General features: G+C 65.2%; 17 protein-coding genes. 8 read left to right on the forward strand and 9 right to left on the reverse strand.

Annotated features, from left to right (window positions below):
* Positions 1-372 precede the first annotated feature (372 nt).
* The gene (locus DESTE_RS03255; protein WP_035064975.1) at positions 373-1,587 is read left to right on the forward strand and encodes a DUF362 domain-containing protein; all 1,215 of its coding nucleotides are present in this window, start codon (positions 373-375) and stop codon (positions 1,585-1,587) included.
* Positions 1,588-1,732: 145 nt separating this feature from the next.
* On the opposite strand, the gene DESTE_RS03260 is transcribed toward DESTE_RS03255, so the two are convergent.
* From DESTE_RS03260 to DESTE_RS03285, 6 genes are all read right to left on the reverse strand, one after another.
* A complete protein-coding gene (locus DESTE_RS03260) occupies positions 1,733-2,257 on the reverse strand; it encodes a type 1 glutamine amidotransferase domain-containing protein (RefSeq protein ID WP_035064978.1) in 525 nt (174 codons plus the stop codon).
* 241 nt (positions 2,258-2,498) lie between these two features.
* Entirely contained in the window at positions 2,499-3,293 is a 795-nt protein-coding gene (gene phnE, locus DESTE_RS03265) for a phosphonate ABC transporter, permease protein PhnE (protein ID WP_035064980.1), read from the reverse strand.
* Entirely contained in the window at positions 3,290-4,078 is a 789-nt protein-coding gene (phnE, locus tag DESTE_RS03270; RefSeq protein WP_035064982.1) for a phosphonate ABC transporter, permease protein PhnE, read from the reverse strand. The genes phnE (DESTE_RS03265) and phnE (DESTE_RS03270) overlap by 4 nt, the downstream gene beginning before the upstream one ends.
* Positions 4,075-4,887: a phosphonate ABC transporter ATP-binding protein gene (gene phnC, locus DESTE_RS03275; protein ID WP_035064985.1), complete on the reverse strand. Its 813-nt coding sequence runs from the start codon at positions 4,885-4,887 to the stop codon at positions 4,075-4,077. Before phnC ends, phnE (DESTE_RS03270) begins: the two co-directional genes overlap by 4 nt.
* Positions 4,888-5,118: 231 nt before the next feature.
* Positions 5,119-6,192, reverse strand: coding sequence for a phosphate/phosphite/phosphonate ABC transporter substrate-binding protein (phnD, locus tag DESTE_RS03280; RefSeq protein WP_035064988.1), 1,074 nt, complete (start codon positions 6,190-6,192; stop codon positions 5,119-5,121).
* A 253-nt stretch (positions 6,193-6,445) separates the two neighbouring features.
* Positions 6,446-7,213, reverse strand: coding sequence for an HAD-IIA family hydrolase (locus DESTE_RS03285; RefSeq protein ID WP_035064991.1), 768 nt, complete (start codon positions 7,211-7,213; stop codon positions 6,446-6,448).
* A 521-nt stretch (positions 7,214-7,734) separates the two neighbouring features.
* Between DESTE_RS03285 and DESTE_RS03290 the strand changes: the two genes are divergently transcribed.
* The 7 genes from DESTE_RS03290 to DESTE_RS03320 all read left to right on the forward strand — a co-directional run bounded on the left by DESTE_RS03290 (position 7,735) and on the right by DESTE_RS03320 (position 14,347).
* Complete coding sequence (locus tag DESTE_RS03290) at positions 7,735-9,732, forward strand: DAK2 domain-containing protein (RefSeq protein WP_245590712.1); 1,998 nt, start codon at positions 7,735-7,737, stop codon at positions 9,730-9,732.
* A gap of 378 nt (positions 9,733-10,110) precedes the next feature.
* The gene (locus tag DESTE_RS03295) at positions 10,111-10,344 is read left to right on the forward strand and encodes a hypothetical protein (RefSeq protein ID WP_035064993.1); all 234 of its coding nucleotides are present in this window, start codon (positions 10,111-10,113) and stop codon (positions 10,342-10,344) included.
* 497 nt (positions 10,345-10,841) lie between these two features.
* Positions 10,842-11,168, forward strand: coding sequence for a 4Fe-4S dicluster domain-containing protein (locus DESTE_RS03300; protein WP_035064996.1), 327 nt, complete (start codon positions 10,842-10,844; stop codon positions 11,166-11,168).
* Positions 11,169-11,172: 4 nt separating this feature from the next.
* On the forward strand, positions 11,173-12,321 hold the full coding sequence (locus tag DESTE_RS03305; protein WP_035064999.1) for a 2-oxoacid:acceptor oxidoreductase subunit alpha: 1,149 nt from the start codon (positions 11,173-11,175) through the stop codon (positions 12,319-12,321).
* Positions 12,322-12,328: 7 nt separating this feature from the next.
* Positions 12,329-13,162 carry a 2-oxoacid:ferredoxin oxidoreductase subunit beta gene (locus DESTE_RS03310; RefSeq protein WP_035065002.1) on the forward strand — a complete coding sequence of 278 codons (834 nt, stop codon included), beginning with the start codon at positions 12,329-12,331 and terminating at the stop codon, positions 13,160-13,162.
* On the forward strand, positions 13,159-13,782 hold the full coding sequence (locus tag DESTE_RS03315; protein WP_035065005.1) for a 2-oxoacid:acceptor oxidoreductase family protein: 624 nt from the start codon (positions 13,159-13,161) through the stop codon (positions 13,780-13,782). Before DESTE_RS03310 ends, DESTE_RS03315 begins: the two co-directional genes overlap by 4 nt.
* Before the next feature lie 268 nt (positions 13,783-14,050).
* On the forward strand, positions 14,051-14,347 hold the full coding sequence (locus DESTE_RS03320; protein WP_035065008.1) for a hypothetical protein: 297 nt from the start codon (positions 14,051-14,053) through the stop codon (positions 14,345-14,347).
* A 206-nt stretch (positions 14,348-14,553) separates the two neighbouring features.
* On the opposite strand, the gene DESTE_RS03325 is transcribed toward DESTE_RS03320, so the two are convergent.
* The 3 genes from DESTE_RS03325 to iorA are packed head-to-tail and all read right to left on the reverse strand — an operon-like array spanning position 14,554 to position 18,621.
* Positions 14,554-16,137 (reverse strand): sigma-54-dependent Fis family transcriptional regulator, encoded by a 1,584-nt coding sequence (locus DESTE_RS03325; protein WP_035065012.1) that lies wholly within the window; start codon positions 16,135-16,137, stop codon positions 14,554-14,556.
* Positions 16,138-16,141: 4 nt separating this feature from the next.
* Positions 16,142-16,747: an indolepyruvate oxidoreductase subunit beta gene (locus DESTE_RS03330; protein WP_035065016.1), complete on the reverse strand. Its 606-nt coding sequence runs from the start codon at positions 16,745-16,747 to the stop codon at positions 16,142-16,144.
* Positions 16,744-18,621 carry an indolepyruvate ferredoxin oxidoreductase subunit alpha gene (iorA, locus tag DESTE_RS03335; protein ID WP_051384276.1) on the reverse strand — a complete coding sequence of 626 codons (1,878 nt, stop codon included), beginning with the start codon at positions 18,619-18,621 and terminating at the stop codon, positions 16,744-16,746. The genes DESTE_RS03330 and iorA overlap by 4 nt, the downstream gene beginning before the upstream one ends.
* Positions 18,622-18,624: the final 3 nt, after the last annotated feature.

An 18,624-nucleotide genomic window follows, 5' to 3' on the forward strand; every position in this document is an offset into this window, starting at 1 on the left:
TGTCCCCCTTTTCGCGGGCATGCCGCGCCGGGCCGCAACGGCCCGCACCCCATGCAGGCGCGCATGAGAGGAATGAGCAAAAGAAAGGTGGAATCGTATCTTTCGCAGCCAGCCAGCATGGGGTAATGAACAGGGGTGAAACGCTATGCCCCGACAGGACCCGAGCCTGCCGGACAGGGAACACCCCGTGCGGCATGTACTGCCTTACGGCAGCGGCATGACAACTGCGGCATACCTTGCCAATCATGGAGGCACACGACGATGAGCGAAACGGCAAAACCCAGAAAGGCGCACGCATCTCCGGCAGCGGGAAAGAAGGAACGGCCCGCGCGCGGGCAACGCGCCGCCTGCGACTGCGCGAAAGATACTGCAATGACGGAAACCGGCGCGGAGCCGTCAAAGGTCTACTTCACCGACATGCGGTGCAGGATCGGCACCAGCCTGCTCGACAAGCTGGACAAGCTCATGCTGGCGGCAGGCGTGGAGCAGATCAATTTCCAGAACGCCTTCGTGGCCATCAAGATCCACTTCGGCGAGCCGGGCAACCTTGCCTTTCTGCGCCCCAACTTCGCCAAGACCGTTGCGGACAGGGTGAAGAAGCTGGGCGGCATGCCCTTTCTCACCGACGCCAACACGCTGTACGTGGGCCGACGCAACAACGCCCTGCTGCATATGGAGGCCGCCTACGAAAATGGCTTCACCCCGCTTTCGACCGGCTGCCACGTGGTCATCGCGGATGGCCTGAAGGGCGCCGACGAGGTGGAAGTGCCCATCGAAGGCGGCGTGCACCTGAAAACCGCAAAAATCGGACGGGCCATCATGGATGCCGACGTCTTCATTTCCCTGAACCACTTCAAGGGGCATGAACTGACCGGCTTCGGCGGGGCCATCAAGAACATCGGCATGGGCAGCGGCAGCCGGGCCGGCAAGATGATCATGCACAACAACGGCAAGCCGCGCGTTGCCCACGACAAGTGCGTGGGCTGCCGCACCTGCGCCCGGTACTGTAATCAGGAAGCCATCACCTTCAACGAGGAAAAGAAGGCGTCCATCAACCACGAACTGTGCGTGGGCTGCGGGCGGTGCATCGCCACCTGCAACTTCGACGCGATCGACACGCCGTGGCAAGGCAGCAGCGACGACGTGAACATCCGGATGGTGGAATACGCCAAGGCCGTGCTGGACGGACGCCCCAACTTCCACATCAGCGTGGTCAACCACGTCTCGCCCAACTGTGACTGCCACGGTGAAAACGACGCCGCCATCATTCCGGACATCGGCATCTTTGCCAGCTTCGACCCGGTGGCGCTGGACAAGGCCTGCATTGACGCGGTCAACGCCGCACCGGTCATTCCCGGGTCTGTGCTGGGCGACAGGGTCGGCAAGCCGCTGGCGGGCAAGCAAGAAGAGGGCTGCGACTGTGCCGATCATGCAGGACATGCCGGACAGACAGGGCAGGCAGGGCATACTGGACGGCACGACCACTTCCACGTTGTCCACCCCAGTACCAACTGGCGGAGTCAGATCGAACATGCCGAGGCCCTGGGGCTTGGCAGCGGAACCTACGAACTGGTGACCATCAAGTAGGCACGGGCACGCGGCAGCATGCTGCCTGCATGAAAAGATGGAGGGGAGGGACCAGCAGGTCCCTCCCCTTTTGCGTCGCATTGGCACCGCATGGCTCGGAGCCGGTTTTTCGACCGGACAGTCCGGGGCTGGCCGTCCGCCACTGTTATCCGGCTGCCAGTTCGATGATGGCCTTGCAGAACGCGGGCAGGTCGTCGGGTTTGCGGCTGCTGACCTGGTTGCGGTCCACCACCACCTCGGCGTTTTCCCAGATGGCCCCGGCGTTGATCAGGTCGTCCTTGATGCCGGGGGTGGAGGTGCAGCGGAAGCCGCGCATGATGCCCGCAGAAATGGGAATCCACCCGGCGTGGCAGATGTGGGCCACCACCTTGCCCGCCTCGTGCATGCGGCGGGTCAGTTCCAGCACCTTGGGGTCGCGGCGCAGCTTGTCAGGGGCAAAACCGCCGCTGATGACCAGCAGGTCGAAGCTGATGTCCTCCATGTCGGCGATGGATGCATCGGCCTTGCAGGGGTAGCCGTTCTTGCCCGTATAGGTACGGCCCTTCTCCGGCCCGGCCACCACCACCTCGGCGCCCTCTTCTATCAGGCGCAGCTTGGGGTACCACAGCTCCAGGTCTTCATACACGTCGTCCACGAACATGAGGACGCGCTTTCCCTTCAGACGTTGCATGGGGTTCCTCCCGCCCTGCTTTGGCAGGGCAATCGATGTGCCGTAAAAGAAAGGGGCGGCTTTCGCCGCCCCGTGAACATCGCGCTGCGCCTCTTAAGGGGCTGTCTCCAAATTAGGGTTTTTGTTCGTTGGCAAGGAAAACGAGCTTGGCATGAGGGAGTATACTCTTATCGTATTCGACCGACATGCCAAGCGTAGTTTGACGAAGCCAACGGGCAAAAGGACAATTTGGTGACAGTCCCTAAATGATGCGCTTGCGAATATGAGTGACGAACACCTCCGCGATGACCACCACCGCGAAGATGCATGTCAGTATAAGCGCTACGCGGTCCCAATGGAACAGGTTGAGCGCTTCGTCGAGAGCCATGCCGATGCCCCCCGCGCCCACCAGCCCGATGACCGAGGATTCGCGCACGTTGATGTCCCAGCGAAACAGGGCAATGCCCCAGAACGCCGGAGACACCTGCGGCCAGTACCCTTTCAGGAACACGCTGATCCACGGCGCGCCGGCGGCGCGCAACGCCTCGATGGGGCCGGGGGCGGATTCTTCCAGCGCCTCGCCGAACAGCTTGCCCACAAAGCCGATGGACCGCACGGCGATGGTCACGGTGCCCGCCAGCGTGCCGGGGCCGAACACCGCCACGAACAGCAGCGCCCAGACCAGCGTGTTGACCGAACGGGACGAAACCAGAATGAACGTGGCCAGCCAGTTCAGCGCGGGCACGCGGCACACGTTGCTGGCCGCCATGATGCCAACGGGTATGGCGATACCCAGGGTAAGGATGGTGCCCACCGTGGCGATGTGCAGGGTTTCCACCAGCACGGCGTGCACGCCATGCTCGTAGTAAGCGAAGTCCACGGGCCACATGCGCTTGAACAGGTCGGCCACCTGCTCCGGTGCGTCCATGAGGAATTCGGGAATGATCTCGACAGTGCGGAACGACCATGCCAGCAGGATGCCCGCCACGAGAAAGACCACGAAACGCGCCATGCGCTCTGCCGGGGTAAAGCGTTCCCAGGTACGCGTAGCGCTCATTGGAACACCCCCTTCACCCGCACCGCCACGTATTCCGACACCATGATCAGCGCGATGATGGCGATGAGGATGGCGCACACGAAGCCGTAGTCGAAACGCTGGAAGGCCGCGGCCAGCGTACCGCCGATGCCGCCCGCGCCCACGATGCCGACCATGGTGGAGTTACGCAGGTTGGCATCCACCTGGTAGGTGGAAAAGCCGATGAACCGGTTCAGCACCTGCGGCAGCACCGCAAAGGCCAGCAGCGACATGAACGGCGCACCCGCCGCGCGGGCAGCTTCCACCGGCTTCAGCGAGATTTCCTCGATGGCCTCGGCGAACAGCTTGGCCACAAAGCCGATGGACGCGAAGATCAGCGTCAGGATGCCCGCCAGCGGGCCGAAGCCCACCGCCTTCACGAACAGGATGGCGAATATCACCGGATGGAAGGACCGGCACACGGCGATGAAGGCGCGCGCGGGCCAGGTCAGCCAGTCGGGCATCAGGTTGCGCGAGGCGCACAGGCCCACCGGCAGCGACAGCAGCACCCCGAAGAACGAGGCGATGAGCGCGATCTGCAACGACTCCATCAGGTTGTCGAGCAGCAACTTCCACCGCGCGAACTTGGGCGGAAACATGGCCCCCAGAAAGCGCGAGCCGTTGTCCAGGCCCGCCAGCAGGCGGTCCCAGGAAATGTCCAGGATGGACAGGGCATACAGACAGTAGAGCACGGCCAGCAGATAGCCGAACCGGGCCCACCAGTTGACCGCGAAGGGTGCGGGACGGGTGACGGTTGCAGCGCTCATGCCAGCCAGTCCTCGCCGCCGTAGATGAGCTTGAGGTGCTCGTCGGTCAGGCCCTCGGGCGGTCCGTCAAAGACCACGTCGCCCTTGGACATGCCGATGATCCTGTCCGCAAAGCGGCGGCCCAGGGTCACGTCGTGAATGTTCACCAGCACGGGGATGTCGTTGACGGCGGCAACCTCGCGCAAAAGTTCCATGATCTCGACGGACGTCTTGGGGTCCAGCGACGAGGTGGGTTCATCCGCCAGCAGGATGTGCGGCTGCTGCATCACCGCGCGGGCAATGCCCACGCGCTGGCGCTGGCCGCCGGAAAGTTCGTCGGCGCGGGCGCGGGCGAATTCGGTCAGCCCCACCATGTCCAGCAGGTCGTAGGCGCGCTCGATGTCCTGCTGCGGAAACTTGCGCAGCCAGGCGCGCCACGGCGCTATGTAGCCCAAGCGACCGCAGAGCACGTTTTCCATCACCGACAGGCGCTCCACCAGGTTGTATTCCTGGAACACCATGCCGATGCGGCGGCGCGCCGCGCGCAGGTCGGACCCGCGCAGCGTGCAGATGTCCTGCCCGCTGACCAGAATGCGGCCGGAGGTGGGTTCGATGAGCCGGTTGATGCAACGCAGCAGCGTGCTCTTGCCAGTACCGGACGGGCCGATGATGGCGGTGGTGCACTGCCCGGCCACGGTCAGGCTGATGTTCTTGAGCACGGGCTTGCCGCGCAGGTATTCCTTGCTCAGGTTCTCGACGACGAGCGACTTGTCGCCCGCGCTGCACGCGGGACGACGGGAGGTGGAAGCAGAGTCTGTTGCCTTGTGCACTTGCTGATTCCCGGAGCTGCGGGTGAAGGACGCGCCACGACGCCCGGGGGCGTCCGGCCTGCGGGCGTGGTGCGTCCTGCGGACGGCGTGCCGGGTCGGCATCCTGCGCCTGGCTGTCGGGCAGCCCGGCGGGGCGGAGAAGGCACGCGGTTTCGAAAGCCTGGCACGGGGCTACCGTGCCGCAAGCAAAAGCGGCGGGCGCCGGATATGCCGGTACCCGCCGCCTGTATGTTACTGCTTCTTGGCTTCGGCTTCTTTCTTCTTGGCCTCGGCTTCCTTCTTCTTGGCGGCCTCGGCGGCTTCCTTCTCGGCGATCTGTTGCAGGCCGCCCTGATTGAAGGTTTCGCCGTTGGCTTCCGCGATCTCGCGGATGATCGCCCAGTCCTTCTGGTAGGTAACCGGGAAGAACCGGTCGGCCCCGCCGAAGGTCTTCTGCATTTCAGGCGTGAAGCGATATTCGTTGAAGGCATCGACGATCTTCTTCACCAGGTCGGGGTTCAGGTCATGGGCATACCCGAACGAAGAGGTGGGAAACACGTCGCTCTGCCAGATGATGCGGTAGTCGGCTTCATTGATGCGCCCGGCCTGGGCCATGCGCTTGAACACGTCGCCCGCCACGGGAGCGGCATCATAGTCGCCGTAGCCCACGCCCAGGATGGACTGGTCATGCTTGCCCGAATAGACCACGGTGTAGTCCTTTTCGGGGGTGATGCCCAGCTTGGGGAAGATGGCGCGCGGGGCCAGGTTGCCCGAGTTGGAAGAGGCGGAGGTGTGGGCCACCTTCTTGCCCTTCAGGTCGGCCAGCTTCTGGATGGGGCTGTCCTTGCGCACGATGAGCAGCAGGCGGTAGCCCTGAAAGCCTTCAGCATCGCCCTTGACGGCGATGGGCACGTAGCCCGCCAGGTTGACGGCGTAGCAGGTGGGGCCGGTGGAGAAGCCGGCGATGTGCAGGCGGCCGGAGCGCATGGCTTCCACTTCTGCGGCGTTGGACTGCACGGTGTAGTAGATGACCTTCTTGCCGGTCTTCTTTTCCAGGTAGGCCTGGAAGTCGGCAAAGGCGTCCTTGTAGACGGCGGGGTCCTCGACCGGAGTGTAGGTGAACACCAGCGTGCTCGGATCCTTCCACTTGCCCTTGTCCTTGGGGGTATCGGCCACCAGATCCTTGTTGTCGTCGCAGAACATGGCGTCCAGGGCGCCCCTGTTGGTGCACTCGTCGGCGGCTTTGGCAAGGGTTGCGGACATGGCGCACAGCCCCAGGGCCAGCACCATCGGGGTGAGCAGCAGATGCATCCACTTCTTGGTCATTGCCTTCTCCTCGGTTTGCGTTGGGATAATCAGCCCGGCTGCGACGCCTCACCCTTGTTGCCGAAACGTCGCAAAATCACCACATTATACACCATGGCGGCATATTCGCAAAGCATTTCCCCGCAGCGAAAACGCCTGCGGGAAAAAAGCCTGAGCATCGGCAAATTGCCAGAACAGAACGCGGCGCGGCAAGTGACGTTCCTGTTACAGGGCGCATCGCCAGGCATACGCAGAGGACGGAGACACCCCCGGATCAGCACCCGCCAAGGTCATCCACTACAAGGGCAGGCTGACGCGCAAGTCCTGCAAGATCCTCGCGCCGGGTTTCTCCGCTGAGCACGAGTATGAAGTCCATCCCGGCGTTTTCCGCCAGCAGCTTGTCGGTATAGATGCGGTCGCCCACCATGGCCATTTCGTGGGGCTGGTAGCGCTGGAGCAATGAGCGCAGCAGGATGGTGTTGGGCTTGCCGAACACGATGTCGGGGGTGCGCCCGGTAGCCGCCTCGTACAGGGCCATGAAGCTGCCCGCATCGGGCAGCGGGCCTTGCGGCGAAGGGCACACCTTGTCGGCATGGGTTGCCAGAAAGGCCACCTCGGGCCGTTGCAGCAGCAGGCACGACTCCGTGAGCTTGCGATAGGTGAGTTCCGTATCGTAGCCCAGCAGCACGGCCTGGCAGTCGTCCCCGGCGGTAAACGTGATGTCGGGCATGCGTTCGCGCAGGAAGGCGATGAAGTTGGCGTTGCCCACCGGGTAGACCCGGGTGATGGACTGCTCGCGCAGGTGGTCCACCAGCGGCAGCAGCGGCGAAAGCATGCGGTCGAGCCCGATGTGGATGCCCATGCCCGCCAGCTTTGCCGTGTAGTCGGCCAGGTTCTTCGACGTGTTGTTGGTCAGGAACTGGATGTCGCGCACCCCGAGGTTGCGGCGGATGAAGTCCACCGTGCCGGGAATGGGCCGGTCGCCCAGGTACACCGTGCCGTCCAGATCGAAGATGATGCAGCGCTTCTGGTCGAGATTCATGAAATTTCCCATGTGGTATGGAGACGCGATGCGTTGATGAAGAATGTTGGCCGCTGACGGGGTGCCCCTCCCCACACGCGGACGGATCGAAGCCGCGCACGACTGAACGCAATGGAACGAACCGGCCGGAATCCACAAACGGACAAGGCCGCCGGGCGGCAGCACGAAAGCACCGCACGTTCCCGGCAGCATGTCGCATGGCAGGCCTGTCGCGTCAACGCCGAGGGACAGGTTCCGTGCTTCCCTGGCCCCGCAAATCTGGCGCAGGCCAGAAAGAATGGCTGCGTTTCCATTTTATTGCGCATTGTTACAACAATGTTGCAGTGGCACGGCAAGTCCATTATAGCTAACGCGCCGCTGGGAGCTGGCATGCCGCAAGGCCGCTGCCCGGCCGCATGCTCCGCGCCTTTGCGGCGTGGTTTTGCCACCGCCCGGCCTTGCTTCATTCCATATATTTGCCCCGTCAGGAGCGACCCCACTTGCAGGAAAGGCAGACTCCGTCCCCGGCCCCGTCCCGGACCATGACCCCGACTTCGGTCCAGACATCGGCCCAGCCCCCGGCACAACCTCAGGCCGGTTCCGCCCCCGAAGGCCAGGCCCAGCCCTCGCGCATCCGCTATCTCGACGGCATCCGCTTCCGCCGGGTGGTGCGCGCCGCCGCGCGCCGTCTCATCGAAAAGCACGGCCATCTCAATGCCATCAACGTGTTCCCCGTGCCGGACGGCGACACGGGCAGCAACATGGCGGGCACCATGAAATCCATCGTGGCCTCCACCTCGGCCACGCCGGAAAGTTCCATCGGCCGCATGAGTTCCATCGTGGCCGAATCGGCGCTGATGGGCGCGCGGGGCAATTCCGGGGTCATCCTGGCCCAGTTTCTGGCCGGGTTTTCCGAAGGGGTGAAGGATCTTTCGCGCGTCAGCCCGCGCGACTTCGCCGAGGCCGCATCGCTGGCCGCGCGCCGCGCCGTGGAGGCCATCGCCCACCCCAAGGAAGGCACCATCCTCACGGTCATCCGCGACTGGGCCGAGCACCTGCGAGAAAACTGCCATTCCTACAAGGATTTTCACCACCTGCTTCACGATTCGCTGGACCGTGCCCGCCAGTCCGTGCAGGAAACGCGCGAAAAGCTGGCCGCGCTCAAGGCCGCCGACGTTGTCGACGCCGGGGGCCTTGGCTTCGTGTATCTGCTTGAAGGCATTGCCGAATTCACCGAACGCGGCACCATCAACCGGCGGAGCCACGCCGGGGATACGGACGCGCCCGGCGAGGGCGGGGCGCATGACGGCGCGGAAAGGGCGGGCGGTGACGACGCCTGCGGCGCCGACAACGCCACCTTGGGCGAGGCCCAGGAGCGGGTTGCCGTGGAGGAGCTGACCTACGGCTATTGCACCGAATGCCTGATCCGCAGTAAAATGGCCAGCCCCATCGACCGCGACGAATTGCGCGTGCGGCTGGAAGAGTTGGGCGACTCCATCGTGGTGGCGGGCGCCGGGGCGGTAACCCGCGTCCACGTGCATACCGACACGCCGGACACGGTGTTCGCCATCGCCGCGGAGTACGGCGAAGTTTCGCACCACAAGGCGGAAGACATGCTGCGCCAGCACCGCGACCTGCTGGCTGCCGTGGCGGGGGGGCAACCCCAGGCCGCGCCCGCTCCGACGGGCACCGCCGTGGTCACCGATTCCACCTGCGACCTGCCGCGCGAACTGCTGGACCAGTACGCCATCCGCACCGTGCCCCTGCGCCTGTTTCTGGACGATGAGGAGTACGTGGACAAGGTCAGCATCTCGGCGGACGAGTTCAACCGTCGCCTGCCCTCGTCCCGCTCCGCGCGCACCTCGCAGCCCGCGCCCGCCGATTTCCGCACTGTGTACGAAGAGGTGCTACGCACCCATGCGCAAGTGGCCTCTCTGCACGTGACGGCCATGTACAGCGGCACCCACCAGTCCGCCGCCACCGTGGCGCGCATGGTTTCGCCCCACATCGCCGCCGTGGACTGCCGCACCCTGACCGTGGGCCTTGGCCTGGTGGTGCTGGAGGCGGCCCGCCGCGCACAGGCGGGCATGGACGCCGCGGAGGTGGCCCGACTGGCCGCGCGCGACGCCGACAACCTGCACGTGTACGTTTCCATGGACACCCTGGACTTTGCCGTGCGTGGTGGCCGCATGAGCCGGGGCACCGGCATGGTGGCCAAGCTGCTGCACATCAAGCCGGTGCTGTGCTTCGACCCGCGCAAGGGCGGCAAGGTGGACGTGGCGGCCAAGGGCATCGGCCCGCGCCGGGCCGGGGAAAAGCTGTTCGCCCTGCTCGGGCAGGCGCTGGCCGCCCTCGACAACCCGCGCTTTGCCATTGCCCATGTGGGCGCGCCGGACACCGCCGCCCGCTACGCCAGGGAACTGGAAGCCCGCTTCGGCGTGGCTCCGCTGTACGTGGTGCCCGCATCGCCGGTGCTGGGCTGCCACAGCGGCCCCGGGGCCTGCGCCGTGACCCTGCTGGGCGATCCCAAAGACGGATAACGACGCCAGACGCGCCCGATGCATCGGCGCGCGCCAGGTCACGTCGTCACTTCGTCACTTCATCACGACGTCATTACGGCATTACCGCCAGGCGGGGGCAATCAGGCTCCACGCCCCTGCCGCACGCATGTCCGTCGGATAATCATCCCCCCGGCACGGCTTTTCACGGTCGTGCCCTTGCCAGACGCCCGCCTTGCGGCTATCTGTCAGGGTATGGAAGGCAGCGGATGGGCACACCCGGCCCGCCGTCAGCCTGCATCACAGGCAGCCACGGACCGGCAGCCCCGAACAGGCGACATGACGCCGTCCCCACCCGCATTCCGGATGATAGCGGGGGACGCTCATGCGCCACGGCCTTCGTGCCAGAGGGGGTGCGCCATGGCGTACATCTATTCCGACATTTCCACCTTTTCCGGTCGCAAGATGCTGGAAATGGTGCTTGGGCAGCAGGAGCGTGCGGGCATGCGCCTTCAGGTGACGGACGAAATCATCGCCCTGTACATGCGTTCGTTGCAGGTGGCGGAGCAGTACCCCACCAAGATCATGACCGCATCGCAACGCGGCGTTGCCCCGGAAGTGATCCGGGGGCTGATAGCAAGCTGGTCCATCTGACGGCGCGCGGGCAATATGTATCCTGCGGCTTCCTTCGGCTGATTCATGACCTACACGGCGGCTCCTGCGGGAGCCGCCGTTTCTTGTGCCGTCGCCCATATCCGTCGTACCTGCGGGAACTACGCCAGCACGGCGCTGCCTCCCCCTGCGCCGTATTTCGCGCCGGTTGCGTTGCCCGGCCCCCGTCCCGTTTCCGTCCGTTCACGGCTGGGCATGTCGGCCCTGATCGGGACGAATCTGACGGTACACGGCGCCTCTGCGGCATCACCGCCGCATTGACAGCTTGCGCACGCCAAGCCCCCGGCATCTTCCATTGTTTGCACAACCGTGCGACTTGTCGAATTTTCCTTGCCGTGACCCGTGGTTGCGTTTATTGATGGCCCAAACGCGCGCAGGGGCGGCACTCTTGCCGCTCGCATCATCCCGGCCCACGCGGCCCGGCCACCACGGAACGGACGCCCTGCTCCGTTGCACCCAAAGCCACCACTGGTGTGCCCATGTCAAAGAAGCAAAAAGGTCAGACCCGCGTCTGCGTCTACCCCGACTGGTGCAAGGGCTGCGGCCTGTGCGTGGCCTTCTGCCCCGCCAAGGTGCTTGTGCTGAACACCTTCGGCAAGGCCGAGGTTGCCCACGAGGACGAGTGCATCAATTGCGGGTTCTGCGAACTGCACTGTCCGGACTTCGCCATCGCCATCAAGCCGCGCACCCGCAACGGTGCAGGCCAGCCGGACCCCCGCAGCGGATGGAGCGACCCCGAATCCGAGCATGGCCGCGCCTCGCCCCCGGTGCGCACGGCCGAACCGAACCCCAACCCCGAAGAGTGACGCCATGTCGGTGCAACGCAAGAAACGCAAGAGACGCGAACTGTTCGCGCTCGGCAACGAAGCGGTGGCCGAGGGCGCACTGCTGGCCGGGTGCTCGTTCTATGCAGGCTACCCCATCACCCCGTCCACAGAGATCATGGAGGTCATGGCCAACCGCCTGCCCCTGATCGAAGACGGCGTGTTCATCCAGATGGAAGACGAAATCGCCAGCATGGGCGCCGCCATCGGCGCATCGCTGGCGGGCCGCAAGGCCATGACGGCCACCTCCGGCCCCGGCTTTGCCCTGATGCAGGAGCACATCGGCTACGCCTGCATGGTCGAGGCCCCGCTGGTGGTGGTCAACGTCATGCGCGGCGGCCCCAGCACCGGCCTGCCCACCAGCCCGGCCCAGGCCGACGTGCAGATGGCCCGCTGGGGCACCCACGGCGACCACCCCATCATCGTGCTGTCCGCATCCAACGTGCAGGAATGCCTGGAGATGACCGTGACGGCCTTCAACTTTGCCGAAAAATACCGCACCCCGGTCATCCTGCTGCTGGACGAGGTGACGGCCCACACCCGCGAAAAGATCACCGTGCCCGACCCGGACGAGGTGGAAATCCTTTCCCGCGTGGAGCCCACGGTGCCGCCGGAATGGTTCAAGCCCTATGCCGACACGGCGCGCGGCGTGCCCGCCATGGCGCCCATCGGCTCCGGCTACCGCACCCATGTCACCGGGCTGACCCACGATGTCATGGGCTACCCCACCCAGCGCCCCGATGAAGTGAAGGACGCCATGCTGCGCCTGTTCCGCAAGATCGACCAGTATTACGGCGACATCCAGATGGCCGACGAATACATGATGGACGACGCGGAAGTGGCCGTGGTGGCCTACGGCAGCGTGGCGCGTTCCGCCCACCTGGCCGTGGAACAGGCCCGCGAACGCGGGGCCAAGGCCGGGCTGCTCACCCTGAAGACGCTGTTCCCCTTCCCCCGCCCGGCGGTGGAAAAGCTGACCCACCGCTGCCATACCGTGGTGGTGCCCGAAATGAACATGGGGCAGATGTCGCGCGAGGTGAAGCGCGTCAACAATGGCCGCACCAAGGTGCGCACCATCAACCGGGTGGACGGGCAGATCATCACGCCCTCCGAAATCCTGAAAGCCATACTGTAGGTGGGCCATGGCGGACGTTACCCAACTCATCCACGACTACCTGCGCCATAACAAGAAGTTCCCCCACGTGTTCTGCGCGGGCTGCGGCCACGGCATCGTGCTCGGTTCGCTGATCCGCAGCGTGCACGCACTGGGCCTGCCCAAGGACGACGTGGTGCTGGTGGCGGGCATCGGCTGTTCCGGCCGCATGGCCGTGTACGTCGATTTCAACACCGTACACACCACCCATGGCCGGGCGCTTACCTTCGCCACCGGCATCAAGATGGCCAACCCCAAGCTGAAGGTCATCTGCGTCATGGGCGATGGCGACGCCATGTCCATCGGCGGTAACCACCTCATCCACGCCGCGCGGCGCAACATCGGCGTTACCGCGCTGATCCTGAACAACCAGATCTACGGCATGACCGGCGGCCAGTGTTCATCCGCCACGCCGCAGGGCGACATTTCCATGACCACGCCCTTCGGATCGCTGGAAAAATCCTTCGACATCGTGGACATGTGCAAGTCTGCGGGCGCCAGCTACGTGGCGCGGGGCACCTCGTTCCATGCCATCCAGCTGGACCGGCTGATCAGCTCGGCCATCATGCATCCCGGCTTTGCGATGGTGGAAGTGTTCAGCCCCTGCCCCACCCAGTACGGGCGCAAGAACAAGTTCCGCAATGCCGTGGACATGTACAAGTGGCTGAAGTCCAACACGGTGAAGGTGGAAACCCTGAAGGAGCCGGATCGCAAACCCGCTGACGGGCGCATCCCCATCGGGGTGTTCCGCGACGTGGAAGAACCAGGCCTTGAGGAACGCTACTTCGAGCTGCAACGCAAACTCATGGGGCAGAACCGATGAAGGCGCCGCAACCCATAGACCGTTTCGAAATCCGTCTTTCGGGCCTTGGCGGGCAGGGGCTGATAACCCTGGGCCGCCTGCTGGGCTCGGCGCTGGCGCTGGGCCACGGCTACTACGTCACCCAGACCCAGAGCTATGGCCCCGAGGCGCGCGGCGGCTCCAGCCGTGCCGACGTGGTTGTCAGTTCGCGCCCCATCAGTTACCCCAAGACCGAAAACTTGGACCTGCTGGTTGCGCTCAGCCCCGAGGCGTGCAACAGCTACTACCGCCTGCTCAAGAAGACCGGCATCCTGCTGGTGGACACCACCCTGGTCAAGCACGCGCCCACCAACGTGTACCTGGGCCTGCCGTTCACCCAGATGGCCAAGGAGCAGATCGGCAACCCCATGACCATCAACACCATGGTCATGGGCGCGGTGACGCACCTTCTGCCCTATGCCGACCCGAGGGTGATGCGCAAGAGCATGGAAGCCAACCTGCCCGCCAAGATCCGCGAGGTGAACGTCAAGGCCTTTGCCCTGGGGCTGAAGCAGGCCCAGCGCCACTTTGGCGATGCGGGCGGCATCTGGGCGGCGGCGGAGGAGAATGGGGCGCACGCCGAGGACGACATCATAGTCTAGGGGGCGCGCCCGTCCTTTTGCCCCCTGTCGGTGTCAGGCTTCGTTCGCCGCTCCGGTCACGCACCAAAGAGTGCGCTCCCATCGCGGTGAACTCGCCTTCCTTGACAGGGAACAAAAATCCTGGGCGCGCCAAAAATGTGAGCGCTTTGCCTTCGTTGCCGGAGAATGAAATTCGCGCCTCGCGAATGAACACAAAGGGCGTTAATACAGAAAGCCCGGATATGAACAACGCATTTCCGCCCCTCGCCGGGCGCAGACGGACCAGACCATGAGCACGACCATTGAAGAATTGACGGTGAATTACGAGGAAGACGGCCAGCTTGTAGTCAAGGAACTGGACAAGTCCGTGCTTTCCAAGGGAGCATGGACCACCATCCTGTTCCGTTACCAGCAGTGGGACGCGAAAACCGAAGACTACGGCGCGGACAAGTACGTGGTGAAACGCTACAAGAAGATGAACGGCGAATACCGCGCCCAGTCCAAGTTCAACATTTCCAGCGCCGACCAGGCCCGCAAGATCATCGAAACCTTGCAGGGCTGGCTGGGCGAAGACCCCACGGCGTAACGCCACGGACGGGAATACTCGAACGCATCCGGGCACAACGGGCGGGACCGCGCGATACATCGCACGGCCCCGCCCGTTTTCCTTGTGGCGCAGGTCGCTCCCGAAGGCTGCTTGCCCCGCCGCGCGCCCTGCCCCAAAAGCAAACGACCGGCCCCCGTTGCCGGAAGCCGGTCGCATCAATGCGTGCGTCAGCCGGGCGGCGTCGCCTACTTCATGCCGCGTGCCTTGGCCACGGCAAACTTCTTGGCGTCTATGCCGTACTTCTTCACCTTGTAGTTGACGATGCGGTAGCTCACGCGCAGGTCGCGCGCGGCCTGCAACATGTTGCCGCGCGCCTTCTTCAGCGCGTCCACCAGCAGTTCCTGTTCGAACTTGGCCACCGCCTCGCAGAACGAGAGGTTGGTGTCCGTGGCGGTGGATTCCGCCGTCTGCAACGAGGGCGGCAGGTGGTAGGTGCGGATGACCTGCTCGTCGCACACCAGCACCGCGCGTTCGATGCAGTTCTTCAGTTCGCGGATGTTGCCGGGCCAATGGTACTGCGTCAGCAGGTCGATGGCCGGGGTGGAGATGCGCTTGATGCTGCGCGAATACTCCTCGGAGTAGATGCGCAGAAAGTGTTCCGCCAGCGGCAGGATGTCCTCACGCCGCTCGCGCAGCGGGGGAATGAAGATGGGGAACACGTTGATGCGGTAGTACAGGTCCTCGCGGAACAGCCCCCGCTCCACAAGCTCTTCCAGCGGCTGGTGGGTGGCGCAGATCAGGCGCACATCCACGGTGATGGTCTGTTCGCTGCCCAGGCGCTGGATTTCCTGTTCCTGGATGGCGCGCAGCACCTTGGCCTGGGCGTTGGGCGACAGTTCGCCCACTTCGTCCAGGAACAGGGTGCCCTTGTTGGCCAGTTCGAACAGACCCTTCTTGGTGTGCACCGCCCCGGTGAACGCGCCCTTCTGGTAGCCGAACAGTTCGCTTTCCACCAGTTCGGAGGGCAGCGCCGCGCAGTTCAGCTTGATCAGGGGCATTTCGCGTCGGGGACTTGCCTGATGGATGGCTTCCGCCAGCAGTTCCTTGCCGGTGCCCGATTCGCCGCGCAGCAGCGCCGTGGCGCGGCTGGGGCCAACCTGGGCGGCCTGGTTCAGCACCAGACGCATGGCCTTGGAGGCGGCAACCACGTTGGACGGGGTGAACCCGATGTCGTTGCTGTCGCCCACGATGAGGCCCTGGGTCATCAGGTGCTTCTGGCGGGCCATTTCCTCCTGCAGGTACGAGGCGTGGTTGGCGATCATGCCCGCCACCACCTCCAGGAACCGGCAGTGCGATTCCAGCTGCGGCATGGGCACCGAGGGGGTGTCCACGCTGAGGGTGCCGATGACCTCGCGGCCCTGCCGGGGTTCGTCCGCGGGGCCAAGCACCGGCACGCAGATGAAGGCCAGGTTTTCCTGCTCCTCGTCCGAGCGCCCAAAGGCCTTGTTCAGGAACGCCGGGTGGTCCTTGATGCGCGGCACGATGACCGGCTGGCCCGTGGAGAACACCTGACCCGTCACGCCCACGCCCGGCTCGTATTCCACATGGTCCGCCTTGGTGGGCGTCTGCGACAGGCTGAGCTTGAGGGTGCGGGTCTCCGGATCGAAGATGACGATGTGCGGCCGCTGGAAGTCATGGTTTTCAGCCAGCGTGCGGAGCAGCGACTTCAGGGTGGACTGAAACGGTCGCTGCGGCCCCATGTCGGACACGATCTTCTGGAGCGTGCCGAGATAGGGTTGAAGGCGCTTGTCGTCGGTGATGGTGGTCATGCGGTCAGCTCGCGGAGGCTACGGCCCGAACACCCAGTTCGACCGCCCTCAGGTTCATGTCCATGAGTTTGGGGGCAAGATGAGTGCGGATGGCGGCTTCCAGCGCATCCGGGCCAAAGGGCAGCAGCCCCGAGGCGCAGGCCGCGCCCAGCAGCACGCTGTTGCCCGCCTGCACCGACCCGGCCTGAAGGCCCAGGGTGCGGCACGGCAGGAACCACGACTTCGCGGCGCAGCCTTCCACCTTGGCGCGAATGCGCTCCATCTCCGGATAGGCTTCGCGTCCGGTGGAAACACCCACCGGCGGCAGCGGCTCGGTGTTGGACAGCACGCTGCCCCCGGCGGCCAGATGGGTCATGCCGCGCAGGGTTTCCAGCGGTTCGAAGCCAAGGATCAGGTCCGCCTCGCCATGGCCGATCTTGGGGCTTTTCCAGCCGCCGAGCAGAATGGTGGATTCCACCACCCCGCCGCGCTGGGCCATGCCGTGGATTTCGCCGGAGGTCACCTCCAGCCCCTGGTCCAGGGCGGTGCGGGCCAGCAGCGTGGTGGCGGTCAGGGTGCCCTGCCCGCCCACGCCGGTAAGGTAGATGCGGATGCGTGCGGGGGTGCTCATGCGTCGCTCCTCTTGCGGGCCTTGATGGTGTCCGCAACCTGCAGACAGACCATACAGCCGCCGCAGAGGTTCTCGTCCACGTGGATGCCGGTGTCGTCGCGGAAGAAGGCGGGGCAGGCCAGGTGTTCCAGGCAGTCGGCCACGGAAGGGCTCTGTTCGGCCACGTAGGCCACCTGGTTGCGCGGCTTCTTCAGGGTGCGCCGGGCGTAGAGCACGCACGGTTCCTCGGCGATGATCACGCGCACGCCGGAGCGTTCCTTCATTTCCGCCAGGGCCTTCATGGTGGACTTGACGTTGAAGGGCCGCACCCTGGCCACGTCGGCCACGCCGCAGCCGCGCACCACGGCCTCTATGTCCAGGTGCACGCAGGCGTTGCCCAGCACGTCCTGGAGCACACCGGGGTTGGGCTGGTGGCCGGTCATGGCCGTGGTGCCGTTGTCCAGCACCACCACGATCAGGTCATGCTTGTTGAACACCGCATTGACCAGCCCGGTGATGCCGGAATGAAAGAAGGTGGAATCGCCGATGAAGGCCAGCGTGGGCTTGCCCGAGGCCGTGGCAAAGCCGGACCCCGCGGATACCGACGAGCCCATGCAGAACAGGAAGTCGGCCATGCGCAGGGGCGGCAGCAGCCCCAGCGTGTAGCAGCCGATGTCGCTGGAGTACACGGCGTCATCGCCGAACACCTTGCGCACGGCATAGTACAGCGCGCGGTGCGAGCAGCCGGGGCACAGGTTCGGCGGGCGCACGGGCAGGGCCGTTTCCGGATCGCAGGCAATCGGCAGCCGGGCGGTTTCGCCCAGCAGGTCGGCCAGGGCCTGGGTGACGGTCTGGGTGGAGTATTCGCCGTAGATGGTCAGCGCGCCGCCCTTGCCGCTGACGGCAACGGGCAGGCCCTTGCGCTGCACCAGGGCGCGCACGTCGTTTTCCAGCAGGGGTTCCAGTTCCTCCAGCACCAGCACGGCGTCGCACTGGGACAGGAAGTCGGCCAGCAGGTCTTCCGGCAGGGGCCAGGTCATGCCCAGGTCCAGCACCTTCACCCGGTCGGACCAGCCCGTCTCGTGCAGGGCGTCGGACAGGTAGGCGCGGCTGATGCCGCTGGCGATGACGCCAAAGCGCCCATCGCCGCGCACGGTGTTCCAGGGCGAATGTTCGGCCTTTTCCCGTGCCATGCCCAGATGCTTGACCAGTTCGGCGTGGCGCACCCGGGCCACGGCGGGCACGGGCACGAAGCGCCGGGGGTTGCGCTCGAAGGGCACCACGGGCGCGGGCTGGCCCAGCGGGCCGAATTCCACGGCGCCGCGCAGGTGGTTGACGCGGGTGGTGGTGCGCAGCAGCACGGGCTGTTCAAGCTCGCGCGCCAGCAGCAGCGCGTCGCGCGTCATGTCCTTGGCTTCCTGCGCGGTGGCGGGCTCGAAGCACGGCATGCCCGCAAAACGGGCATAGGTGCGGTTGTCTTGCTCGTTCTGGCTGGCGTGGCAGCCGGGGTCGTCGGCGGAAAGCAGCACCAGGCCGCCGGGCAGGCCGGTATAGGTCATGGTCAGCAGCGGGTCGGCGGCCACGTTGACGCCGACATGCTTCATGGTGACCAGGGTCATGGCCCCGGCCAGGGCGGCACCCGCCCCCACTTCCATGGCCACCTTCTCGTTCACCGAATATTCCACACGGTAGCGGCCACCGCCGCCGATGCGGCGAAAGGTGTCGGGCACTTCGGAAGACGGGGTGCCCGGATAGCAGGCCACCAGGTTGACGCCCGCCTCCAGCGCGCCGCGCACGATGGCCTCGTTGCCCAGCAGCAGACGCCGCGCGCCCGGCTCGTCGGCCAACAGGGGATTCACCGGGCGGGCGCCCGGGGTCGCAGTGGGTTCGCTCATGGG

This window comes from Nitratidesulfovibrio termitidis HI1 (assembly GCF_000504305.1).
In the GTDB taxonomy this organism is placed as follows: Bacteria; Desulfobacterota; Desulfovibrionia; order Desulfovibrionales; family Desulfovibrionaceae; genus Cupidesulfovibrio; species Cupidesulfovibrio termitidis.

What these genes read in the sequence shown, in the direction of transcription:
- phnE (WP_035064982.1), bottom strand. Translation starts at nt 4,078, where the DNA reads ATGAGCGCTGCAACCGTCACCCGTCCCGCACCCTTCGCGGTCAACTGG.
- phnE (WP_035064980.1), bottom strand. Translation starts at nt 3,293, where the DNA reads ATGAGCGCTACGCGTACCTGGGAACGCTTTACCCCGGCAGAGCGCATG.
- DESTE_RS03330 (WP_035065016.1), bottom strand. Translation starts at nt 16,747, where the DNA reads ATGAGCACCCCCGCACGCATCCGCATCTACCTTACCGGCGTGGGCGGG.
- DESTE_RS03290 (WP_245590712.1), top strand. Translation starts at nt 7,735, where the DNA reads ATGACCCCGACTTCGGTCCAGACATCGGCCCAGCCCCCGGCACAACCT.
- DESTE_RS03295 (WP_035064993.1), top strand. Translation starts at nt 10,111, where the DNA reads ATGGCGTACATCTATTCCGACATTTCCACCTTTTCCGGTCGCAAGATG.
- DESTE_RS03285 (WP_035064991.1), bottom strand. Translation starts at nt 7,213, where the DNA reads ATGAATCTCGACCAGAAGCGCTGCATCATCTTCGATCTGGACGGCACG.
- DESTE_RS03315 (WP_035065005.1), top strand. Translation starts at nt 13,159, where the DNA reads ATGAAGGCGCCGCAACCCATAGACCGTTTCGAAATCCGTCTTTCGGGC.
- DESTE_RS03255 (WP_035064975.1), top strand. Translation starts at nt 373, where the DNA reads ATGACGGAAACCGGCGCGGAGCCGTCAAAGGTCTACTTCACCGACATG.
- phnD (WP_035064988.1), bottom strand. Translation starts at nt 6,192, where the DNA reads ATGACCAAGAAGTGGATGCATCTGCTGCTCACCCCGATGGTGCTGGCC.
- iorA (WP_051384276.1), bottom strand. Translation starts at nt 18,621, where the DNA reads ATGAGCGAACCCACTGCGACCCCGGGCGCCCGCCCGGTGAATCCCCTG.
- DESTE_RS03305 (WP_035064999.1), top strand. Translation starts at nt 11,173, where the DNA reads ATGTCGGTGCAACGCAAGAAACGCAAGAGACGCGAACTGTTCGCGCTC.
- DESTE_RS03325 (WP_035065012.1), bottom strand. Translation starts at nt 16,137, where the DNA reads ATGACCACCATCACCGACGACAAGCGCCTTCAACCCTATCTCGGCACG.
- DESTE_RS03300 (WP_035064996.1), top strand. Translation starts at nt 10,842, where the DNA reads ATGTCAAAGAAGCAAAAAGGTCAGACCCGCGTCTGCGTCTACCCCGAC.
- DESTE_RS03260 (WP_035064978.1), bottom strand. Translation starts at nt 2,257, where the DNA reads ATGCAACGTCTGAAGGGAAAGCGCGTCCTCATGTTCGTGGACGACGTG.
- DESTE_RS03310 (WP_035065002.1), top strand. Translation starts at nt 12,329, where the DNA reads ATGGCGGACGTTACCCAACTCATCCACGACTACCTGCGCCATAACAAG.
- DESTE_RS03320 (WP_035065008.1), top strand. Translation starts at nt 14,051, where the DNA reads ATGAGCACGACCATTGAAGAATTGACGGTGAATTACGAGGAAGACGGC.